The organism is Clostridium sp., from assembly GCF_051654825.1.
Classification (GTDB): domain Bacteria; phylum Bacillota; class Clostridia; order Clostridiales; family Clostridiaceae; genus Clostridium.
Genome location: NZ_JBOFYU010000058.1, coordinates 1 through 17,588 on the forward strand (window position 1 = coordinate 1; position 17,588 = coordinate 17,588).

Annotated in this window: 23 protein-coding genes; 1 reads left to right on the forward strand and 22 read right to left on the reverse strand. The window is 27.1% G+C overall.

All coding sequences use genetic code 11. From position 1 onward, the window contains the following. Window positions 1-167: 167 nt before the first annotated feature. From ACRDBA_RS03595 to ACRDBA_RS03640, 10 genes are all read right to left on the reverse strand, one after another. Entirely contained in the window at window positions 168-1,682 is a 1,515-nt protein-coding gene (locus tag ACRDBA_RS03595; RefSeq protein ID WP_438571561.1) for a CotH kinase family protein, read from the reverse strand. A 9-nt stretch (window positions 1,683-1,691) separates the two neighbouring features. After that, window positions 1,692-2,360 (reverse strand): DUF4956 domain-containing protein, encoded by a 669-nt coding sequence (locus tag ACRDBA_RS03600; protein WP_438571562.1) that lies wholly within the window; start codon window positions 2,358-2,360, stop codon window positions 1,692-1,694. Between the two features lie 37 nt (window positions 2,361-2,397). Next, window positions 2,398-3,093, reverse strand: coding sequence for a polyphosphate polymerase domain-containing protein (locus ACRDBA_RS03605; protein ID WP_438571563.1), 696 nt, complete (start codon window positions 3,091-3,093; stop codon window positions 2,398-2,400). A 395-nt stretch (window positions 3,094-3,488) separates the two neighbouring features. Next, on the reverse strand, window positions 3,489-3,629 hold the full coding sequence (locus tag ACRDBA_RS03610) for a Spo0E family sporulation regulatory protein-aspartic acid phosphatase (protein ID WP_438571583.1): 141 nt from the start codon (window positions 3,627-3,629) through the stop codon (window positions 3,489-3,491). Between the two features lie 263 nt (window positions 3,630-3,892). Beyond that, entirely contained in the window at window positions 3,893-4,594 is a 702-nt protein-coding gene (locus ACRDBA_RS03615; protein WP_438571564.1) for a sigma-70 family RNA polymerase sigma factor, read from the reverse strand. Beyond that, on the reverse strand, window positions 4,582-5,142 hold the full coding sequence (locus tag ACRDBA_RS03620; RefSeq protein WP_438571565.1) for a sigma-70 family RNA polymerase sigma factor: 561 nt from the start codon (window positions 5,140-5,142) through the stop codon (window positions 4,582-4,584). Before ACRDBA_RS03620 ends, ACRDBA_RS03615 begins: the two co-directional genes overlap by 13 nt. 231 nt (window positions 5,143-5,373) lie before the next feature. Next, entirely contained in the window at window positions 5,374-6,180 is an 807-nt protein-coding gene (locus tag ACRDBA_RS03625; RefSeq protein ID WP_438571566.1) for a conserved phage C-terminal domain-containing protein, read from the reverse strand. Window positions 6,181-6,588: 408 nt separating this feature from the next. Beyond that, window positions 6,589-7,434, reverse strand: a complete 846-nt coding sequence (locus ACRDBA_RS03630) for a hypothetical protein (protein ID WP_438571567.1) — start codon at window positions 7,432-7,434, stop codon at window positions 6,589-6,591. Between the two features lie 455 nt (window positions 7,435-7,889). Then, a complete protein-coding gene (locus tag ACRDBA_RS03635) occupies window positions 7,890-8,063 on the reverse strand; it encodes a hypothetical protein (RefSeq protein ID WP_438571568.1) in 174 nt (57 codons plus the stop codon). A gap of 65 nt (window positions 8,064-8,128) precedes the next feature. Continuing rightward, a complete protein-coding gene (locus ACRDBA_RS03640) occupies window positions 8,129-8,341 on the reverse strand; it encodes a hypothetical protein (protein ID WP_438571569.1) in 213 nt (70 codons plus the stop codon). 87 nt (window positions 8,342-8,428) lie between these two features. Here ACRDBA_RS03640 and ACRDBA_RS03645 point away from each other — a divergent pair, with 87 nt between their 5' ends. After that, window positions 8,429-10,141 (forward strand): ABC transporter ATP-binding protein, encoded by a 1,713-nt coding sequence (locus ACRDBA_RS03645; protein WP_438571570.1) that lies wholly within the window; start codon window positions 8,429-8,431, stop codon window positions 10,139-10,141. A 37-nt stretch (window positions 10,142-10,178) separates the two neighbouring features. On the opposite strand, the gene ACRDBA_RS03650 is transcribed toward ACRDBA_RS03645, so the two are convergent. The 12 genes from ACRDBA_RS03650 to ACRDBA_RS03705 form a co-directional block, all read right to left on the reverse strand. After that, window positions 10,179-10,415 (reverse strand): hypothetical protein, encoded by a 237-nt coding sequence (locus tag ACRDBA_RS03650; RefSeq protein ID WP_438571571.1) that lies wholly within the window; start codon window positions 10,413-10,415, stop codon window positions 10,179-10,181. A gap of 318 nt (window positions 10,416-10,733) precedes the next feature. Beyond that, window positions 10,734-11,201, reverse strand: a complete 468-nt coding sequence (locus ACRDBA_RS03655) for a lasso peptide biosynthesis B2 protein (protein ID WP_438571572.1) — start codon at window positions 11,199-11,201, stop codon at window positions 10,734-10,736. A 14-nt stretch (window positions 11,202-11,215) separates the two neighbouring features. After that, window positions 11,216-12,442 (reverse strand): nucleotidyltransferase domain-containing protein, encoded by a 1,227-nt coding sequence (locus ACRDBA_RS03660; protein ID WP_438571573.1) that lies wholly within the window; start codon window positions 12,440-12,442, stop codon window positions 11,216-11,218. A gap of 42 nt (window positions 12,443-12,484) precedes the next feature. Continuing rightward, on the reverse strand, window positions 12,485-12,661 hold the full coding sequence (locus tag ACRDBA_RS03665) for a hypothetical protein (protein WP_438571574.1): 177 nt from the start codon (window positions 12,659-12,661) through the stop codon (window positions 12,485-12,487). An 18-nt stretch (window positions 12,662-12,679) separates the two neighbouring features. Continuing rightward, window positions 12,680-13,246 carry a DUF3990 domain-containing protein gene (locus ACRDBA_RS03670; protein ID WP_438571575.1) on the reverse strand — a complete coding sequence of 189 codons (567 nt, stop codon included), beginning with the start codon at window positions 13,244-13,246 and terminating at the stop codon, window positions 12,680-12,682. Next, a complete protein-coding gene (locus ACRDBA_RS03675; protein ID WP_438571576.1) occupies window positions 13,230-13,757 on the reverse strand; it encodes a hypothetical protein in 528 nt (175 codons plus the stop codon). Before ACRDBA_RS03675 ends, ACRDBA_RS03670 begins: the two co-directional genes overlap by 17 nt. Next, entirely contained in the window at window positions 13,757-14,005 is a 249-nt protein-coding gene (locus ACRDBA_RS03680) for a hypothetical protein (RefSeq protein WP_438571577.1), read from the reverse strand. Before ACRDBA_RS03680 ends, ACRDBA_RS03675 begins: the two co-directional genes overlap by 1 nt. 169 nt (window positions 14,006-14,174) lie before the next feature. Further along, a complete protein-coding gene (locus ACRDBA_RS03685) occupies window positions 14,175-14,396 on the reverse strand; it encodes a DUF2922 domain-containing protein (protein WP_438571578.1) in 222 nt (73 codons plus the stop codon). Window positions 14,397-14,553: 157 nt separating this feature from the next. Further along, window positions 14,554-14,778, reverse strand: a complete 225-nt coding sequence (locus ACRDBA_RS03690; RefSeq protein WP_438571579.1) for a DUF1659 domain-containing protein — start codon at window positions 14,776-14,778, stop codon at window positions 14,554-14,556. Between the two features lie 132 nt (window positions 14,779-14,910). Continuing rightward, window positions 14,911-16,152: a cation:proton antiporter gene (locus tag ACRDBA_RS03695; RefSeq protein ID WP_438571580.1), complete on the reverse strand. Its 1,242-nt coding sequence runs from the start codon at window positions 16,150-16,152 to the stop codon at window positions 14,911-14,913. 1 nt (window position 16,153) lies between these two features. Next, window positions 16,154-16,756 carry a TetR/AcrR family transcriptional regulator gene (locus tag ACRDBA_RS03700; protein WP_438571581.1) on the reverse strand — a complete coding sequence of 201 codons (603 nt, stop codon included), beginning with the start codon at window positions 16,754-16,756 and terminating at the stop codon, window positions 16,154-16,156. Between the two features lie 310 nt (window positions 16,757-17,066). Continuing rightward, window positions 17,067-17,351 carry a hypothetical protein gene (locus tag ACRDBA_RS03705; RefSeq protein ID WP_438571582.1) on the reverse strand — a complete coding sequence of 95 codons (285 nt, stop codon included), beginning with the start codon at window positions 17,349-17,351 and terminating at the stop codon, window positions 17,067-17,069. Window positions 17,352-17,588 lie beyond the last annotated feature (237 nt).

Consider the following 17,588-nt stretch of genomic DNA (forward strand, 5'->3'; position numbering starts at 1 on the left):
ATGTCTTTTCCTTCAGCTTTAAATTTATAAACAGATTTTTCTTCACCTAAAAAAATCGCCCTTATATCTGTATCTAACTTAAATAAAAAGGTTTTATTTACAGTAATAAGAAGAATAAATATAGCTACACAAAAGGCTAAAAACTTTTTCATATTTATCTCTCCTCCTTACTCAGTAAATTTAAATAAGCTTTCTATATTTTCATCCATCCACTTACCTCTTTTAGTTATAAATTTCTTTAACATAGAAATTTCCTCCTCATAGGTTTTTGCCCTATTGTCGGTATTCTTTAAAAGAGATTTATGCTTATTCATATAATCTTCTATTAGCTTAGGGTCACTATTTAAAGGAGCAAAATCTAAAGGTCTAAATCTAAATAGCTCCTCTTGATTACACATCCAAATTGGCCATACATTAAAGTTTCTATTTACAGCCTCACCTAGCTTATTTACCCCCTCATCTATGAATTCTACTAAGCTTTCATCACTTAAATAAGTTTTTCTTAAAAGCTTATATCTCTTAACTACCATTGATACAAAAGCCTTATCTTCTAATAACCTATCAAACCAAGATGCTTGAGCCATATAAAACCCTGTTGGATCTAAATAATCTATACCTGGCACTTCATAATTACCCATAGAAACATTAAAGTCCCAAATAGGCCCTGCTTTTATCTTATCTCCTAAATCCTTATAAAAATAAGTACTTAAAATACCTGCATCAGTATTTTTGAAAAACTCATTTACTATGTAATAATCTACAAATGTATCTACATCTATATATTTAGAATATCCTTCTCCCTTATCCTTAAACTTATCAGAATAAAGAACTCTTTCAAATTCACTAATGCACTTAGTAATATAATTAGCTTGTTCTGGAGTTGGATCTTTAGGATAAGAATTTACTATCCTATAATCATAAAGATAAGTTTCAGAACCATAATTTCTATAAAAAACATCCCCTTCCTTTACCCTATCCTTAGCAGCTATAAAGCTAGTTTCCTCCATCCTGATATCTGTTTTACTTATATCTACTCTTTCATCATTTCTTTTTATCTTTTCAATAGCTACATAAACACCCTTATAATGATTGCTTTTTAGTTCTGTTGCTCCATCATCAATTATAAATACTTCACAAAATCTTGCCTTTGGAGTATGTTCCATAAATTGACCTGTAACATTATAAGCTAAATAATTTCTCATTAAAGATTTATCTGCAAAGGGCGCATTAAAAATCCAATCAGAATCCTTAGACATCCCAAGAACTCTTTCATTTCTTTCTTCCCCATCCTTATTCAAAAGCTCAAGATTAAATTGCTTTTTAGGATAATGCTTAGAAGAGCTTCCCCTTAGCTTTATTCTTGCATTACTTTCTAGTTCTGGAGAATCTGATAAATAATTTATCTCTCCTTCATTATTGTAAATAGCTACTTCTCCAAAAATATCTGTATCTTTTTCTACCTTAATTCCATTAGTATTTATTATGACTAAAGGGAGATTGAATCCAAACTCCCCTTCCTTTTCTATAACTCTATTTACTTTATCATCTTTTTTAGTAGCCTCTACATTTGATGAATCTTCTACTGAAGGCCCTTCTATATTTGAAGGAGCTTCTACGCTACAAGCTGATAATTGAAACATAGTAATAGCTGAAACAAAGATAGATATTAATCTTTTTTTCATACTATTCACCTACCCTATTGTTTCTCCATTTTGAGCTATTATATTTACAGTACTTACACCTTCAATAGCATATAATTCCTTAACAATACTATGGTCTTTATTTTTCTTTATCTTAATTTGATAAACTATTTCCATACTGTCTCCAGCAGAATTTTTAGCTCTTAATTGGCTATTTTTAAAATACTTAAATACACTACTCATTATTTCTTCTTCCTTTAATCTTGGTCCTCTTATAATAAGAAGAAATCTATCTTCATTACCAAAACCACCAATACTAAATATAGTTAATATAACAAATAAGAATAATGTACCTACTATAGCAACCATATAATTTTGAGTTCCAACACTAAGACCTACTGAAATACACCAGAAAATATAAGCTGTATCTCGTGGGTCCTTAACTGCAGTTCTAAAACGCACAATAGATAATGCCCCTACCATACCTAGTGATAAAGCAATATCACCACTAATTACAAGCATAACCATAGCTGTTACTAAAGTTAACATAACTAAGGAAACATTAAACTTTCTATTATACATAACTCCACTAAAGGTAATTCTATAAGTAGTAAAAATTATAAGTCCTAAAATTAAAGCAATAGTTAGTATTTCAACAGATTTTATAATAGTAATATCCTTTTGATTAGTAACTAAATATTCATATAAAATATCTCTCATGTTTTTTTCTCCCTCATTTGTTTATTTATAATTTTTTTTAAGATAAGTAATTGTCAAAGAATCTTCTTCCTGAGCAATACTTACTTAAAGATTGATATACAACATCTGGTGCATTTAACACGCTAGAAATCCAACAAAATAATTCCCCATCATACTTTACTTCTAAAATTGTATGATAGTGGTCAAATATGGGTGCCATAGGAACATTGTCTGAAAACATATCAAAGTTAGTTTCACTAGACCTTATATTACTATCAAAGGTAACTCTTATTGAGTTTTCCTCATGCAAATACGCCACCCTATCATAATCAATTAAAACTACAGGCTCATATTGACCAATAGTCATAATGTTATAAATAGTTCTAGCTGTGTCTTCCTTATATTTTAAAAGAACACTATAATCCTTATTAATTAAAGAAATTGCATCTTCTCTAGTAATAGTTACAGTTTCCTTTATTTGATTTATATTAAGCTTTTTCTTTATTTCAAGCTTAACCCACTTTGTATTAGTATTATAAATTCTAAGCCTTATCTTTTTTCTTATTTCTTCCCCAGACATTTTTGCATAATAGTCATCATTCATTCTAGAATCAAAATAAAGGCTTCTTATTGTATAACCTTTTTCCCCATTGTTTTTATCTTCTTTTAAGATTGCCTTAAAGGTTTGATTTAATCTATAATAATCAACTTCACTAATAGCATATTTAAGCTCACGCCTATTTACTACAACCAACTTTCTCCCTCCCCAGCTTTACCAAATCTATTAACCTATTTTATATAGTTTTTATAATGTAATCATATAGCTAAAATATATATTCAATTAAGTCATGATATAAATTTAAGGTTTATATTTATAGTATTTGCTTTTATGCCTTTATTATAATTTTAAATAAACAATAAACGACATTTATATTTCTTAATCAACATAATGCTTAATTAAATTTTATTTCCAACACATTTTTTACATTCTTTTCTTAATTTTACTATATAATTTCCATAATTTCTATTTGTTATTAATAATTATTAATAAAGTTCATATTATTAGTTAAAAATTATTAAGGAAAAATTAAAAGTTATTAGCCTAAAAATAAGTAAAAAAATAAGCCGTATAGATAGATTTAACTCTATCTACACAGCTTTCTTATATTTATCAATTATATCTTTTTGCTCTTTTACAATCAATTGATCTAATTTTCTACTTAACTCTAACACATCATTAGTTAATCCTTTTTCCTGGTATAAATTTGCTAAATCAATTCTTAGTCTCACTAGCAAACGTATCTCCCCTCCCAACTGTATATTTTTTCCACAAATCTTATTAATAATTTATCACATAAAATCAAAGATTTTATTAACACTTATTAAACAAATTGTTAATTTTTTCTTAGTAAACAAAATTAATTTTACACTTTGTATAAAGTTATATTTTTTTTAAAGAATTAGCACCTAACTCTGTAAGTCAATTTACATAATTAGGTGCCTATTCATAAGGCATTTATCAAAATTTAATCAAAGATAAACTTAGTTAAAATTTATATATTATATAGTAATATCTTAAGCTTTTTAAGTAGTTTCCTTCTAAAATAGTATGCATTATTATAAGTAATATTTTCTCTTATAGAATACTCCCTTAAAGAAATCCCCTCATTATAAATAGAATTTATTAGCTTTTTTTCTTTAATTGATAATCCTTTAAGTATGTCTCTTATTTCCTTTGATTTTTCTCTTTCTATATAACTCTCTTCTAAGCTAGGAAAAAGATCTAGGTTTAATAATAAATTACTTCTAATGCATTTATGCCTTTCTACCTGATGCCTATCTTTACTATTTTCTTTCACATTTATTACTTTATTTTTAGATATACTACTTTTACTGTAGTTCATATATATACGTTTTTCTTCCTTTCGTATCTCATCTATAATACGATTTTTTATAGCTCGTTTTAAATAAGCTAAAAATGCTATCCATTCTATATCTGAGTTTTTTATGTTTTCGTATTTTATTATTTCATAACTATCTGTATATAAGTTATACTTCCTCTTATGAACAGCATCAATATTAAATCCATCTATAACTTTTAAAAACACTATTGTTGCTATTTGTTCTAAATCCTCATTATCATATCCTATAACATAATAATTGTTACAAACACTTTTTATCAAAGGTCTACATATTTCATATAGCTGTTCTCTTGCTTTCTTGTCACCTTTTTTTGCCCTTATTATCCAATCCAATTTACTTCTATTTTATTTAGTAAACCCTTTAGCATTTCCTTTTGAATCTTAGCTGCCTTATAATAAGTTACACCATTTTTAACTGCATATTCATTTAACGATATTCCATCTACATAAATATTTTTCAGTAAAATTCTTTGCTCCTTTGATAAACCATTAATAATAGAAATTAAAGCCTTAGTAAATTCCCGTCTTACATATTCCTCTTCTATGTCTATTTCACTCTGTATGTCATCAACTACTGGAATCATATACTCTTCATCATCACTTGAAAAACTTACTCCATATTTTTTACACTCTTTATTTATCAAATTTATCATTTGATTTCTTATACATTTTCTTAAAAAACTGCTAAAAGAAATTCCCTTTTCAGAATCAAACTTATCAATTACAGATATAGCTTCAATATATCCTATTTGATATAAATCATCTTGTCCATAATTTTTGATATAAAAACAATTACAAACTTCTCTTATGACATTGTCATATTTTTTAATAATTTGAGCCTTACCTATGCTGTCAAGAATTTTTACTGTTTCATTTTGCATGATTAATCTCTCCTTATTAATTATTTTTTATTTAAATTGTGTATTTTTTATTATACATATATTACCACATTAAACTTTTGTTTGTAAATATATTTTTTCAAAATATTTTGAATTTTCTAATTTTTCTTTTTTAAGTTACAGTTTTTCTTATTTTAAACTTTTTTTCATCATTCATATAAACATAAAATTTTACATATTTTTTATAACTTTAATATAATTTATATATTTTTATTAATCTTTATCTTCCCAACCTAATAGTTGTCTTTCTAACCTTTCATAGTCATAGTCTCTTGGTTCAAAATTATTAAATCCATTTACCTTAAATTTCTCATTTATATATTTATAAAACTTATCACCAAATAAGGTTTCTGGTCTAAGATACTTACTAAACTCAGTACTTCCCCATTCTGATGATTTTCTATTAATAACTTTTTTAAAATCCTCTCTAGTATATCCTTCTAATGCCCATCTTTTAATTAAATTAATATAATTTTTATTATCATATGAAAACTCACTTCTAGTCATATAATTTAAGTATCTTATAACTTCCTTTACTAATTCTATATCCATTTCTTTTACTACAGAATCATTATTAAAAGAGTCTTCTAACTCAGAATCTTTTGTTCCTGATTTTTCTCCACCCCCATGAAGTTTATTTTCCTTAACCTCACTAGATATTTTTCCTGAATGGTTTGTATTTTTATAAAGTAGATCTTCATATTTATCCCCTAATGCATAAAAGGAATAAGTTCCCTCAGATTTTTTAGTATAATGCTTTAATATCTCTTTCTTTTCTAAAGCTTTTAATCTTTTATATAGAGCATCCTTTTTTAAATTTAAGATAGGTAAACTTTCTAATAAGCTTTTATAATCCACCCAATAAAATTCTTCTCCATTAACTTTTTCAGTTACCATCTTTCCTGATTTTATAAAATTAGATATGTAATTGATAATTAATGTATCATTTAAATCTAATTTAAGATTAACTAATTCCGCTTGCTTAAAACCTAAAATATTGTACATTAACTTATTTTTCATTTTTATCTCCTCCAATTTTATTGAATAAGGTTTATTATAAAAACCTCTGTACTATTAATTACATCAATAATATCCATTTCTTGAAATTTTGGAATAAATTTTTTTAAATTTCGTATGACAACTTTAGACATTAAAAAAGCTACAGGATTTTACATAATCCTGTAGCTTTTTTCTCTTAGTAAATCTTCAAAACAATACTTTTAAAGATTTAACGAACAACTCATATAAATAAATATAATTTAAAATTAAAGAATTATAATAATCTCCCAACTAAACTCCTTATAAATCCTTATTTATTATATCTATAAATATCTCGGTTCTATTTATTTTTCTTTAGTCTATTTTAAATTATAAATAACCTAAGCTTTTGTATTAACATTGCTTTAATGCTGATTTATCTAAAGACTTTTACAAGTCGGACATAAAGTTATTAAATTCATCGTCTCTTGGAGATTCTGATCCTCTCCTAAAGTCTTCTCTATCAAACTCTCTTCCTTCGTATCTGTCATTAGTGTACCTTTCATTTCCTTCTCTTGCTCTATAATCATCGCTCCAATCATTTCTTGGTCCTTCCCAACAATTATTGCTACATCTATTTCCTTGTCCTTCCCAACAATTATTGCTACATCTATTTCCTTGTCCTTCCCAACAATTATTGCTACATCTATTTCCTTGTCCTGAACTACATTGGTTGTTCCGTCCATTTCCTTGTTCTGAACTATAATCATTGTTCCATCCATTTCCTTGATTAGATCTATTATAGTTATTCCATTCATTTCTTTCTTGTTCTGAATAGAATTCCTCACCTCTAGAGTTAAAATTATTAAAATTAGGAGCTTCTTCATTTCTCCTAACATTTGCTCCATCAAAGGATGAACTTTGACAATTCTCGCCTTTTAATGCAGCTTCATATCCAGCTCCAAAACCTTGAGCAGTTCCATCTTGAAATCCTTCACTATAACCTTGGTTTTTTCCTTTTCTATACCCATCTCTAGTACCTTGTTTGTATCCCTTTTGGTACCCTTGCTCATATGATTCTGTTCTTCCTCTATTAGTTCCTTGAGAATTTCTTTCTGCTTTTCCTCTTTTATAGCCTTGAGCATATCCTGATTTGCATCCATTTCTATACCCTTGTCTATAAGCTTGCCCAACAGGACAACCTCTTGATTCAAACCAACTAGTAAAACCAGCATTACTAAAATCAATATTATATAAGAAGCCTCTGTTATTTTTCCTTGAACCTGAAGTACTCATGTAATTCCTTCTCCTTTGTTAAGGTCTTTTTATCAAAGCTCACTTAATAATATAATATTCATATATTGTAAATTTGACACTATTTATGACGAATTATATTTTACATTGTAAACCTCTAATAATATATTTTAAATCTTTATTATTCACTTTTTTGTCATGGATAATAAAGCTATACTGAATACTTATATACTATTTTTCACTATATAAAATTGGATATCAAATTAATAAAAATCACTTGTCCATTATTAACTTTTGTTAATCTTTAAGATTAAATTAGGTTTGTTTTTAATAAACTGTTAAGAAAATAAGGTGTCTTTTAGAGGGGTGACAACTGTCTTTCAGTAAAATACAAAAAGTGGACTATTTTTACTAGTCCACTTAATATTATTGCATATAAATTTTTTTGCAATTTAATATATTTTACGTCCTGCAACTGTCTACTATTTCAGTAACTGCTACTTCATTTCTTTATTTTCTTTATGCATATATTCTTCTAACATTTTATCTAAAGTTAATATTGTATCATCAAATAATAGCTTTATTTTATCTATTCTTGATAACTTACTTTTAGTTTCATTATGTTCTTTTTCTAAGCGATCTTCTAGTAATGAAAAAAAGCTGTTACACAAGATTAAAATTTAAAATTGTGCTTCAGCTAATTTTTTATATTTATTCTAACATATAAGAAAACTATTTAATGATTTTCAAGTGCACATATTAAATTTCTTATATTTGGTATTCCTAGTCCAGTTACAAAATCCCAACCTACAGTAGCTGAAAAGGTTCCTGCAGTCCCTGTTGTAATATCCCTAAAACAACTGCATGGACTTGTATAGCTAATTATACTTGTCAAAGAGTAAATATAAGCTAGAAACTCTGCTGTTGAAACTATCTTATTTTTCATCATGCTATTTATACAATAAACATTTCACTTTTCTATTAAAAATGCTACCATTATAAGTGGAATATTTTATAACTTAATAAGGAGTATTTTATGGTATTTAAAGAAGTAAAAGAATTATGGGTAAAAGTAAAATGGATACTAAGACAATCTAAACCTGTAATACCCTTTCTTATCTTTACAATAGTGGTAAGCTCTGCTTTATCACTTATAGGGGTATATAATGCATTAGTTTCTAAATCTCTTATAGATTCTGCAATAGCTGGTAACACACCTGCCGTTATAAAATGGCTTATTGTAATGGCTACAATTATGTTTGGTAGAATTCTTATAAGCCCAATAACATCATTTATGAGCACTCATGCTTCAATGTCTTTAACTCAAAAGATGCAAAAAAGAATTTATGAGCATGTTACTTATAGCAAATGGGAAGAACAATCAAAGTTTCATAGCGTAAGTCTATTAACTAGAATTACATCTGATGTAGGAACTATAACATCTACATTACTTGGAACTATTCCAGCGATTATATCTCTTTCAGTAACTTTAATAGCATCATTTTCTACATTAGTAATGCTTGCCCCATCTATAGCTATAGCAGCTGTATTTATAGGACCTGTATTATTAATAATAAGTAGATTATTTGCAGGAAAGCTTAAAAAGCTTTATAAAGAAAGCCAAGAAGCTGATGTAAGATATAGATCATTTATGCAAGAAACTATACAAAATATAATGATAGTTAAGACATTTTGTATGGAAAAAATAAATCTAGGAAAACTAGAAGACATTCAAAAAGATAAATATGACCTTGCAATGAAAAACACAAAGCTTAGCGTAATATCAGGTATGTCTATGGGGCTTTGTTCTACTTTAGCTTACTTTACTATTTTCTGCTGGGGAGCATTAAATATATCTAAGGGGCTAGGGACATATGGTACATTTACAGCAATGCTTCAGCTTTATTCTAATATTCAAGGACCATTTTCAGGACTAGCTGGAATATTTCCTAGATTAATAGGCGCAATAGCTGCTACTGAAAGATTAATGGAACTTGAAGAACTAAATCTTGAAGAAAATATTAAACCTAAAGAAACTTTATTCTTTACTAATCCTGAAATTATATTTAAAGATATTTCCTTTGGATATAATGATGGAGCTACTATCTTAGAAAATATAACATTAGACATTCCATCTGGAGAAACTATAGCCTTTGTAGGACCATCAGGGGAAGGAAAAACTACAATGATAAGGTTAATCCTTTCACTTATAAAGGGTAAAAAAGGACAAGTAGTTTTAAATGAAGCTGGAAAATCTGAAAATATAGATAGAAATCATAGAAATTTAATTTCCTACGTTCCTCAAGGAAATACATTATTCTCTGGAACTATAAAAGAAAATCTTCAATATGGTAAGCCTAATGCAACAGATGAAGAAATAAAGGAAGCTTTAAAAGCAGCCTGTGCACTTGATTTTATAAATGAACTAGAAAATGGTCTAGATACCTTAGTTGGAGAAAAAGGACATGGTATATCAGAAGGTCAAGCTCAAAGAATAGCAATAGCTAGAGCCTTTTTAAGAGAAAAGCCAATACTTATTTTAGATGAGGCAACATCAGCTCTAGATCCAGAAACAGAAGTAAATGTATTAAGAGAAATAAGGTCATTAAAGCATAGTCCAACATGTATAATAATTACACATAGACCATCAGCTTTAGATATATGTAATAAAATAATAAAGCTAGAAAGAGGTCATGTAAAAGAAGTTTCTAAAGAAAGTATTTTAGAAGTTGCAGCTGAATTAGTTTAAAAAAGAAGCCATATTCTATGAAAGAATATGGCTTCTTTTATGACAATGGAATAAATATTGATTCACATTCTCCATTAGTTGGTGCTTTTTCACATTCATATCCAGCTTTTCCATCTAACTTAGTTTCATGATCATAAAAATCTTCTACATTATTAAATATATTATTACAAAAACCACAGCGCCCTGGTATATTAGGGTTTGGTCTTCTCTGCTCTATTTCATTTGTATTTTCTATTCCAATAGTATAAATTTTTGGACATCTCCATTTCTTCATTTAAATTCCCTCCCTTATAAATTCCTAAAATCTAAATTCCTAAAATCTAAATACACTAAATTTCTAATACATAAATTAAAATTATATAATCTTATTATATCCATCTTTATATAATTTTATCATTATTTTACATTTAAGTAAAATAACTATAAAAAACTTTAACATTATATAAACTATATTTATATTTTTGTTTTAATTTAAAATTTATTTTACTTATAAATTCTTACTAAAAACTTAAATATTTATTTGCAAATATTTAAAAGGCATATAAACTTTTTACCTAGTTTATATGCCTTTTATATTATTTTTTTAATTATACTAATTATTTAAACTAGAAAATTTTGCTACTACAGTGTATTCTCCTCTATTTATTCCGCCTGTTAAAAAGTATTCTCCACATCTTGTCCATGCATGGGCAAGGATTTCGTTGTTAGCTCCCTTTTTTACACCTAAATAAACTGTAGTTGGAATTCCATTTTCCTTCATTAATCTTTGAGCTGTAAGAGCTTGCACTAAACATTTACTTTCCCAAGGAGTATATTTACTAGCTTGTATAACTATCCAACTTATATCTCTTGCTACCTTATATGTTTCCTTATCTACTTTTTCTGGCGATTCTAATCCCTTTGTACCCATTTTTTTTCTAAGCTTATTAAATGGTAAAAATAAAATAACCATTCTTGCTATTGCAGTATAGATAAATGTCTTTATAAATCTCCACTTTACCTTGTTGTCTATTCCTATAAAACTTTTTGTTTTTCTAGCTAAAATCGATAACTTCCCCATCCTTCTGACTCTCCTTATAAGTCTAACCATTGAAGTAGCTTATTCTTTTTAACAGAAACACCTACTCCTGTGCTTACAACCTTAACCTTATCTTTTAATTTATAATCACTATTAAGTACTCCATTAGCTAAATGATGACCCCATGCAATGGGAGTTAATGCCTTATACTTTTTAGCATAAGAATACTTGTCCGACATTTTATCTGCTGGTGGAAAAATGAATCCTGCAAATCTTTTTACAGCTCCTAATGTTGCATTATTATCCTTATCTTCAAAGTTAAATGCTAGTTGATTACCTAAGCTATTAACTATGTCCTTTTTACCATGAACGCCAGCTTCAAATATTTCTGTTATTAAGGCATCCATATAATTAGTGTTTATAATATCATCTACATTTATTTCCTTTGGTAAATCCATATTAAATAGTCTTTTACAAAGAGCAAACATAGCTAAATTAAACTTTTCAAATCCATAAACTTTTGACTCTTCTAAAAATCTATTCCAGTTTATATCATCACCCTTTTCTTCTACTAAAAGAACTAGGTCACAAAGCTGTCTTAATCCAAAGCCTGTTGAAGCTAAGTGAGCCCCCATATGCATACATAAGTGAAGGGCTAAATGTTCATAATCTAATGATAAAACTTCTGAAAACCCTACTTTAACAGGAGTTACCCTTTTCCATATATCTTCTTCAAACTTATCTAAATCACCACTAAATCCATCTCTTTTAATAATATGCCAATGAACTTCAATTACTGGCTCTGTTCTATGGAATAACTTTATATGATGTGAAGCTTCATGATCATCTAATATATATCCCATATCCAATAAAATATTTTTACATCTTTCCAAATCCTCTTTATGTATTAATATATCAGCATCACACATACTTCTTTGCTCTGGCTGAGGATAAAAATTCCTTACCACTAAGCCTTTTAAAGCTATAAGTTCTATTTCCTCTTCCTTTAGTTTTGTAAATATATTAGATAAACAACCTATACTTTTTATTTGTCTTATACCTGTACTAAATGTTAATCTTTTTAGAAAATCAAACTCTTCACTGTTAATATTTTTCCATAGTCCCGATTTCTTTAAAGCTGAGAAAATTATTCCCTCTACCTTATGAGCCTTTGCAAGAGTTAATATTTCATTCCAATTAACATTTTCATATTCTCTTATATCATGTTTACCTCTAATTGAATTAGATAGTAACTCTAAAAATTGTTTTTGTGTATTATCCATCATTATCCCCTTACCCAAACCATACAATTAATATTTTTTTATCTATGATAAAACCTTTTTAACCTCATCTAAATATTTATAAAATTCATCTTCTTTAGCTTCCTCTGGGATCTTATCTAATAATCCATTTTCTAATAAAATTTTATATCCTTCATCAAGTGGAATATTATATAAATTAAACATTTGAATTAATAATCCTGTAACTATATCTGCCTTCACTTTATCACCTCATAAGAATTATCTTATACTTATTATTCTTTTATACTTAACAGAGTCTATTGCTTTTTCTGTTTTTAAAACTATTTGATTACTATATTTATTAAATTTAAAGTCACTAATTAAATCATTTAACTCCTCTTCTAATTCTTCTTTAGTTAATGATTCTTCTTGTAAGTCCTTCATTAAAGTTCTAGATTTATTTATTAACTCTCGACCTCTTCCATCTGCAACAGGCCCCATTACTATATCTATTCCTTCCATATCATCCATTTCTGATCTACACTTAATTATATAGTACATCCAATCTATATTAATATCTTCATAAGATTTTATAGTAATCATATCTCTTTTTTCTTTTTCAAAACTATATACATTTATCCTTTTCCCTGCAAATTCAGAGTTCTTAGGCCTATTATCCTCTATTGATTTAGCAAATATTCTTGCTTGCTCCTCTATGGTAGTTAAATAAAAACCTCTTCCAAAATCTAAACTTCTTATAGATTTTGATAAATCAGGTTTTGTAAAATTATTAACAGTTCCGTGATACAAATCTTTTTCTAATAAGGCTTCATTTATTACTTCCATTGCTCTTCTCCTTATTAATTTTATAAGTTAACGTACCATCAGACTTTTTTAAAATCTTGAAATTATTATTGCCAATCTTTTCATAAGTAACTTTTTCTATCAGTTCACTTTTTAAATATTTCTTTAAAATTTCATACTCTATAACAGTATCAGAATACCAATTTACCTTTAGTGCATTTAATGGAGTAGATTTATTAAAATCATTATTTTTTATATTTTCTATTTTATCTTGAAAATATGTATAGTCTATTTTATTTAAACTATATGATTTGCTATAATAGTTTTCACTATTTTTTAGTGTTTCTAGTACTACTTTATAAATTTGTCTATATATTAAAGTATTTCTCTTTATATTCCTTAATTCTGCTTCTTCTGATATTGTACGCTTAAATTTAACTTCCTTAGTTAGATTTAATAATATATCTTGTGTGCTATAACTTTTATTTATAATTTGATTTTTATCATATTTATTTTCTTGTTGAATTAATCTAATATACGAATACCCCTTCATTATTTTCCCTCCATAAAAATATCAATGCACCTCTTTATTTCATCGGGATTTGATTTTATATCACATCCAATTTCCCTTAAAAATTCACTTAATAATTGAGACTCTGATTGTATCCATTCATCTTCATTTACATTAACTAATGCTGTTAATATATTTGATTTATTAATTATTTTTTTTGAATCCTTAATATTAAACCCTGTAGTCTCATTTAAAAATAATATAATAGATGCTAATTCATCTAACATCATATCTATCACCACCCATGAATATATTATTAATTTATTATACCATATTAGTATTATTTGCCATTACTATTATATTCTATAATGCATATGATAATTTTTTATTAACTTTATAAATTTAATAAAAAATAAGCAACCTAAATTAATAGATTGCTTATCTTTATATTACCTATTTTTAATAAAGCACAACTTGTGTAGTTTCTTTTGACACTATTTCAGCAGAAACTATTTCTGTCAGTTCACCTGATGTTGATAAAATTATCTTGTTGTCTATTATTTCTGTCATTAAATCAGCAACATCAGAATCCTTGATTGTTTCCTTAACATCTTGAATCCTTAAGTTAACCTTCTTGCCCATAGTGTCCTTAAAGGACATTACTAAAGTTCTTTCTAACATAGTCCATCCTCCTTATTTCTTTTATTTTCTTCACTACCATTTCTCTCTATAGTAATTTCAATATTAATATAAAAGGTAAATGGTAGTAGGCTTTTGACTATAGACATACTATCCTTGATTAATTTCTTAACCAGCTTAGTTATGCCTCCCCAAGTCATTAGTTTTTAACAACTACAAAGCCTTGCTCTTTCTTGATAGTTGATATTGTGTATTCAAACACCTTTTGGATTGCTTCAGTTAATGAGATTATTTCATCATCTGTTGCATCAACGTTAAGATTTTTGAAGGTTTGCTTTTTATAAACATCCCTTCCTTTTGAGTCTGTTCCTGTTCTATAGTTAACAGACATTGCATTTTGAACTAAAATTGAATTAGCTGCCATGCTATCACCTCCTACACTTTATATATATGCAGTAAGATTATTTTTTGAAAAAATAGATGGATTTTTTATTTTTATCTAAAAAAGAGACTAAAGGCTTTAGCCCTTAATCTCTTTAAATGTTTAATCAAGTAATTAAACTGTACATTCCTTTACTTCCTCTTCACTATCTAGCTCTCCAGCCCATTTAAATCCTTGTCTTGCTAAAAATACTGCAATTATTTCATTTATTACTGCAGCTGCTGCAATAGTTCCTTGAATTATCTTTGCATATTCTGGTACTGATGGTGATAGCGTTGTTACTGCTATTCCTGTAAATATTAATGATACTCCTGAATGTGGTAATAATGTAAGCCCAAGATATTTTTTAACTGTATCTGGTGCCTTACTTACTCTTGCTCCAAAGTAAGCTCCCCCTATTTTTCCTATAGCTCTAGCTACTATATAAATAAATGTAAATGCACCTGCTCCAATTATTAAGTGATAATCAAGAGGAGCACCTAAATATAATATTCCTATAACCATTATTATTCCAACTATAGGATTCATATCATTATTTATTTGATGCAATCTTTCCTTTTTCATTAAGTTAGCAAAGGTAGCAGTAAAACTTACTCCTACAAGCATTAAGTTTAATAATTCTGATCCAACTAAATGATTAATAGTCATTCCTATTAAACCTACTATAACTATTGAAGTAAAAGTTGTTATCCTAGTTTTAGTCTTATTCATATCTTTTCTTAATATAAATGATGCTGCCCATCCAAGTACTACACCTAATACCACTGGCAGAATTATCATAAGTGGAATTATATATAAAGGCATGCTCCCACCTGATACCATTCCAGATACCACACCTATTACTGTAAAGAATACAGCTAGTCCTATAACATCATCTAAGGCTGCTAAAGGTATTAATGTCTTAGATACTGGTCCATTAGCCTTATATTCATTAATTATAGATAATGAAGGGGCTGGTGCTGTTGCAAGAGCTATTCCTCCAAATATAAATGCTAAATATAAAGGTATATCAGTAAAAGCAAAAATTACTCCAAATGCAAGAGTTACTACTAAAAATGCTCCCATTGCTTCTGTAAAACATATAGTTAAGATTTGCTTACCTGATTTTTTAATGTCTTCCCATATTAATTCTGTTCCTATAAGCATACCTATTCCTACTTGTACTATATTAACAACTACCTTAAACCATGTACTATCTAATAATTCCTGACTCATCCAACCTAATGCATAAGGTCCTATAATTATTCCTGTTATAAGCCATCCTAGTATTGCTGGCAATTTAACCTTTGCAACTAGTTTTCCCATTAATATTGCTATTAACACAAATGATATTAATTTTAATATCCCAATTAACATCCTATTCCTCCCCCCTCTTTACAGCTCCATAAAATAACATATCAATAAATATAATCAATTGTTTATTAGTCTCTTCATCATTAATTTCACTTCCATTTACTAATAAATAATCAGAAAAATTAAAGATTAACTTTATTACCGATTCCTTATCTATACCATTTCTTAATGAAAGTTTATCTAATAATTTATTTAATATTTCTTTATTTAAGTTTATTAGATTTTCCTTTGATTCTTTTATTTCTTTATTTAAATGCTTTGGTGGATTTACTATTGTATTTTTTATAATATCTCCATAAAAGGGATGCTCTTTAAAAAATACATTTCTTAAAGTAAAATACTCATTTAAATTTTGTTCTACTTCTTCAAAGGTTCCTTTATAGTTAGAATTAATGTATTGAACTAATTCATCTACACAGGTTTTAACACACCATAAATAAAGCTCATCCTTACTTTTAAAATAATGAAATAAAAGCCCCTTAGATACTTCACTTTTTTTACATATAGAATTTGTTGATGCTTTAAAATAATCATTTTCACCAAACTCTTCTATAGATGCTTTTAATATTTTTTCTTTGCTAATTTTATTTTTTTCTTCTCTACTCATAATACATCTCCCTTCGCAAAAACAAACCAAGTGGTCTGTTATTATTTTACTACTAGCAAACCACTTGGTCAATATTAAAAAAGAACACTAAACAGTGTTCTTTAACTATACATTTATTCAATTTTAATTCATTTCTAATCTGTAATGTTAATATAAATATAATTTCACTCATAATATTACAATTATTCAATTTATAAACTCTAAATATATCTGATTTATTACTATATACCGGAATAATAGTCCTTTAAAACTTTAGCAAACTAATTATATCCAATAAATTTTGATTAATAAAATCTTTCATTAAATACTCCTAAAAATAAACTGACTTTTTAAATTTATTAACTATTTTTTCATTTGCTTCAATTACAAAGTGTTCATTAAATTCATCTTTGCTAATATGATTTAATATTTCACATATAAATCCTTGAACAAATGAAATTGCTATATCTTCAATATGCCTTGGAATTACAATTATATTAATACCTTGAAAATCAATTTCATCTTTTACTTGCTTATTATATATATCTTGACCATATTCATTTCCAGCTAATCTAGTAATGCTATTATTAAACTTTAATTCAATTCTTTTATTCACTTTTATTCTCCTCATCTTTTATTAATAACAAATTATATATAGTACCTGGTACATGCAAATGTGATTTACTTATTATTCCTCTTTCTGGAGGATTATTAAGAATAATTTACAACTGCAATATTTACCATTATATATTTTTTATTTTCAATATCTTTTATATTCTCTATATTGTTACTTAAACTAATATCTAATAAACAATCCCCCTCAGTATGCGATCTAACATTGCATACTAACTCC

Bases quoted from the DNA above. Each gene is read 5' to 3' on its own strand.
- ACRDBA_RS03595 (WP_438571561.1), bottom strand. From the start codon at position 1,682: ATGAAAAAAAGATTAATATCTATCTTTGTTTCAGCTATTACTATGTTT.
- ACRDBA_RS03600 (WP_438571562.1), bottom strand. From the start codon at position 2,360: ATGAGAGATATTTTATATGAATATTTAGTTACTAATCAAAAGGATATT.
- ACRDBA_RS03620 (WP_438571565.1), bottom strand. From the start codon at position 5,142: ATGCAAAATGAAACAGTAAAAATTCTTGACAGCATAGGTAAGGCTCAA.
- ACRDBA_RS03625 (WP_438571566.1), bottom strand. From the start codon at position 6,180: ATGAAAAATAAGTTAATGTACAATATTTTAGGTTTTAAGCAAGCGGAA.
- ACRDBA_RS03630 (WP_438571567.1), bottom strand. From the start codon at position 7,434: ATGAGTACTTCAGGTTCAAGGAAAAATAACAGAGGCTTCTTATATAAT.
- ACRDBA_RS03640 (WP_438571569.1), bottom strand. From the start codon at position 8,341: ATGATGAAAAATAAGATAGTTTCAACAGCAGAGTTTCTAGCTTATATT.
- ACRDBA_RS03645 (WP_438571570.1), top strand. From the start codon at position 8,429: ATGGTATTTAAAGAAGTAAAAGAATTATGGGTAAAAGTAAAATGGATA.
- ACRDBA_RS03650 (WP_438571571.1), bottom strand. From the start codon at position 10,415: ATGAAGAAATGGAGATGTCCAAAAATTTATACTATTGGAATAGAAAAT.
- ACRDBA_RS03655 (WP_438571572.1), bottom strand. From the start codon at position 11,201: ATGGGGAAGTTATCGATTTTAGCTAGAAAAACAAAAAGTTTTATAGGA.
- ACRDBA_RS03660 (WP_438571573.1), bottom strand. From the start codon at position 12,442: ATGGATAATACACAAAAACAATTTTTAGAGTTACTATCTAATTCAATT.
- ACRDBA_RS03670 (WP_438571575.1), bottom strand. From the start codon at position 13,246: ATGGAAGTAATAAATGAAGCCTTATTAGAAAAAGATTTGTATCACGGA.
- ACRDBA_RS03675 (WP_438571576.1), bottom strand. From the start codon at position 13,757: ATGAAGGGGTATTCGTATATTAGATTAATTCAACAAGAAAATAAATAT.
- ACRDBA_RS03680 (WP_438571577.1), bottom strand. From the start codon at position 14,005: ATGATGTTAGATGAATTAGCATCTATTATATTATTTTTAAATGAGACT.
- ACRDBA_RS03685 (WP_438571578.1), bottom strand. From the start codon at position 14,396: ATGTTAGAAAGAACTTTAGTAATGTCCTTTAAGGACACTATGGGCAAG.
- ACRDBA_RS03690 (WP_438571579.1), bottom strand. From the start codon at position 14,778: ATGGCAGCTAATTCAATTTTAGTTCAAAATGCAATGTCTGTTAACTAT.
- ACRDBA_RS03695 (WP_438571580.1), bottom strand. From the start codon at position 16,152: ATGTTAATTGGGATATTAAAATTAATATCATTTGTGTTAATAGCAATA.
- ACRDBA_RS03700 (WP_438571581.1), bottom strand. From the start codon at position 16,756: ATGAGTAGAGAAGAAAAAAATAAAATTAGCAAAGAAAAAATATTAAAA.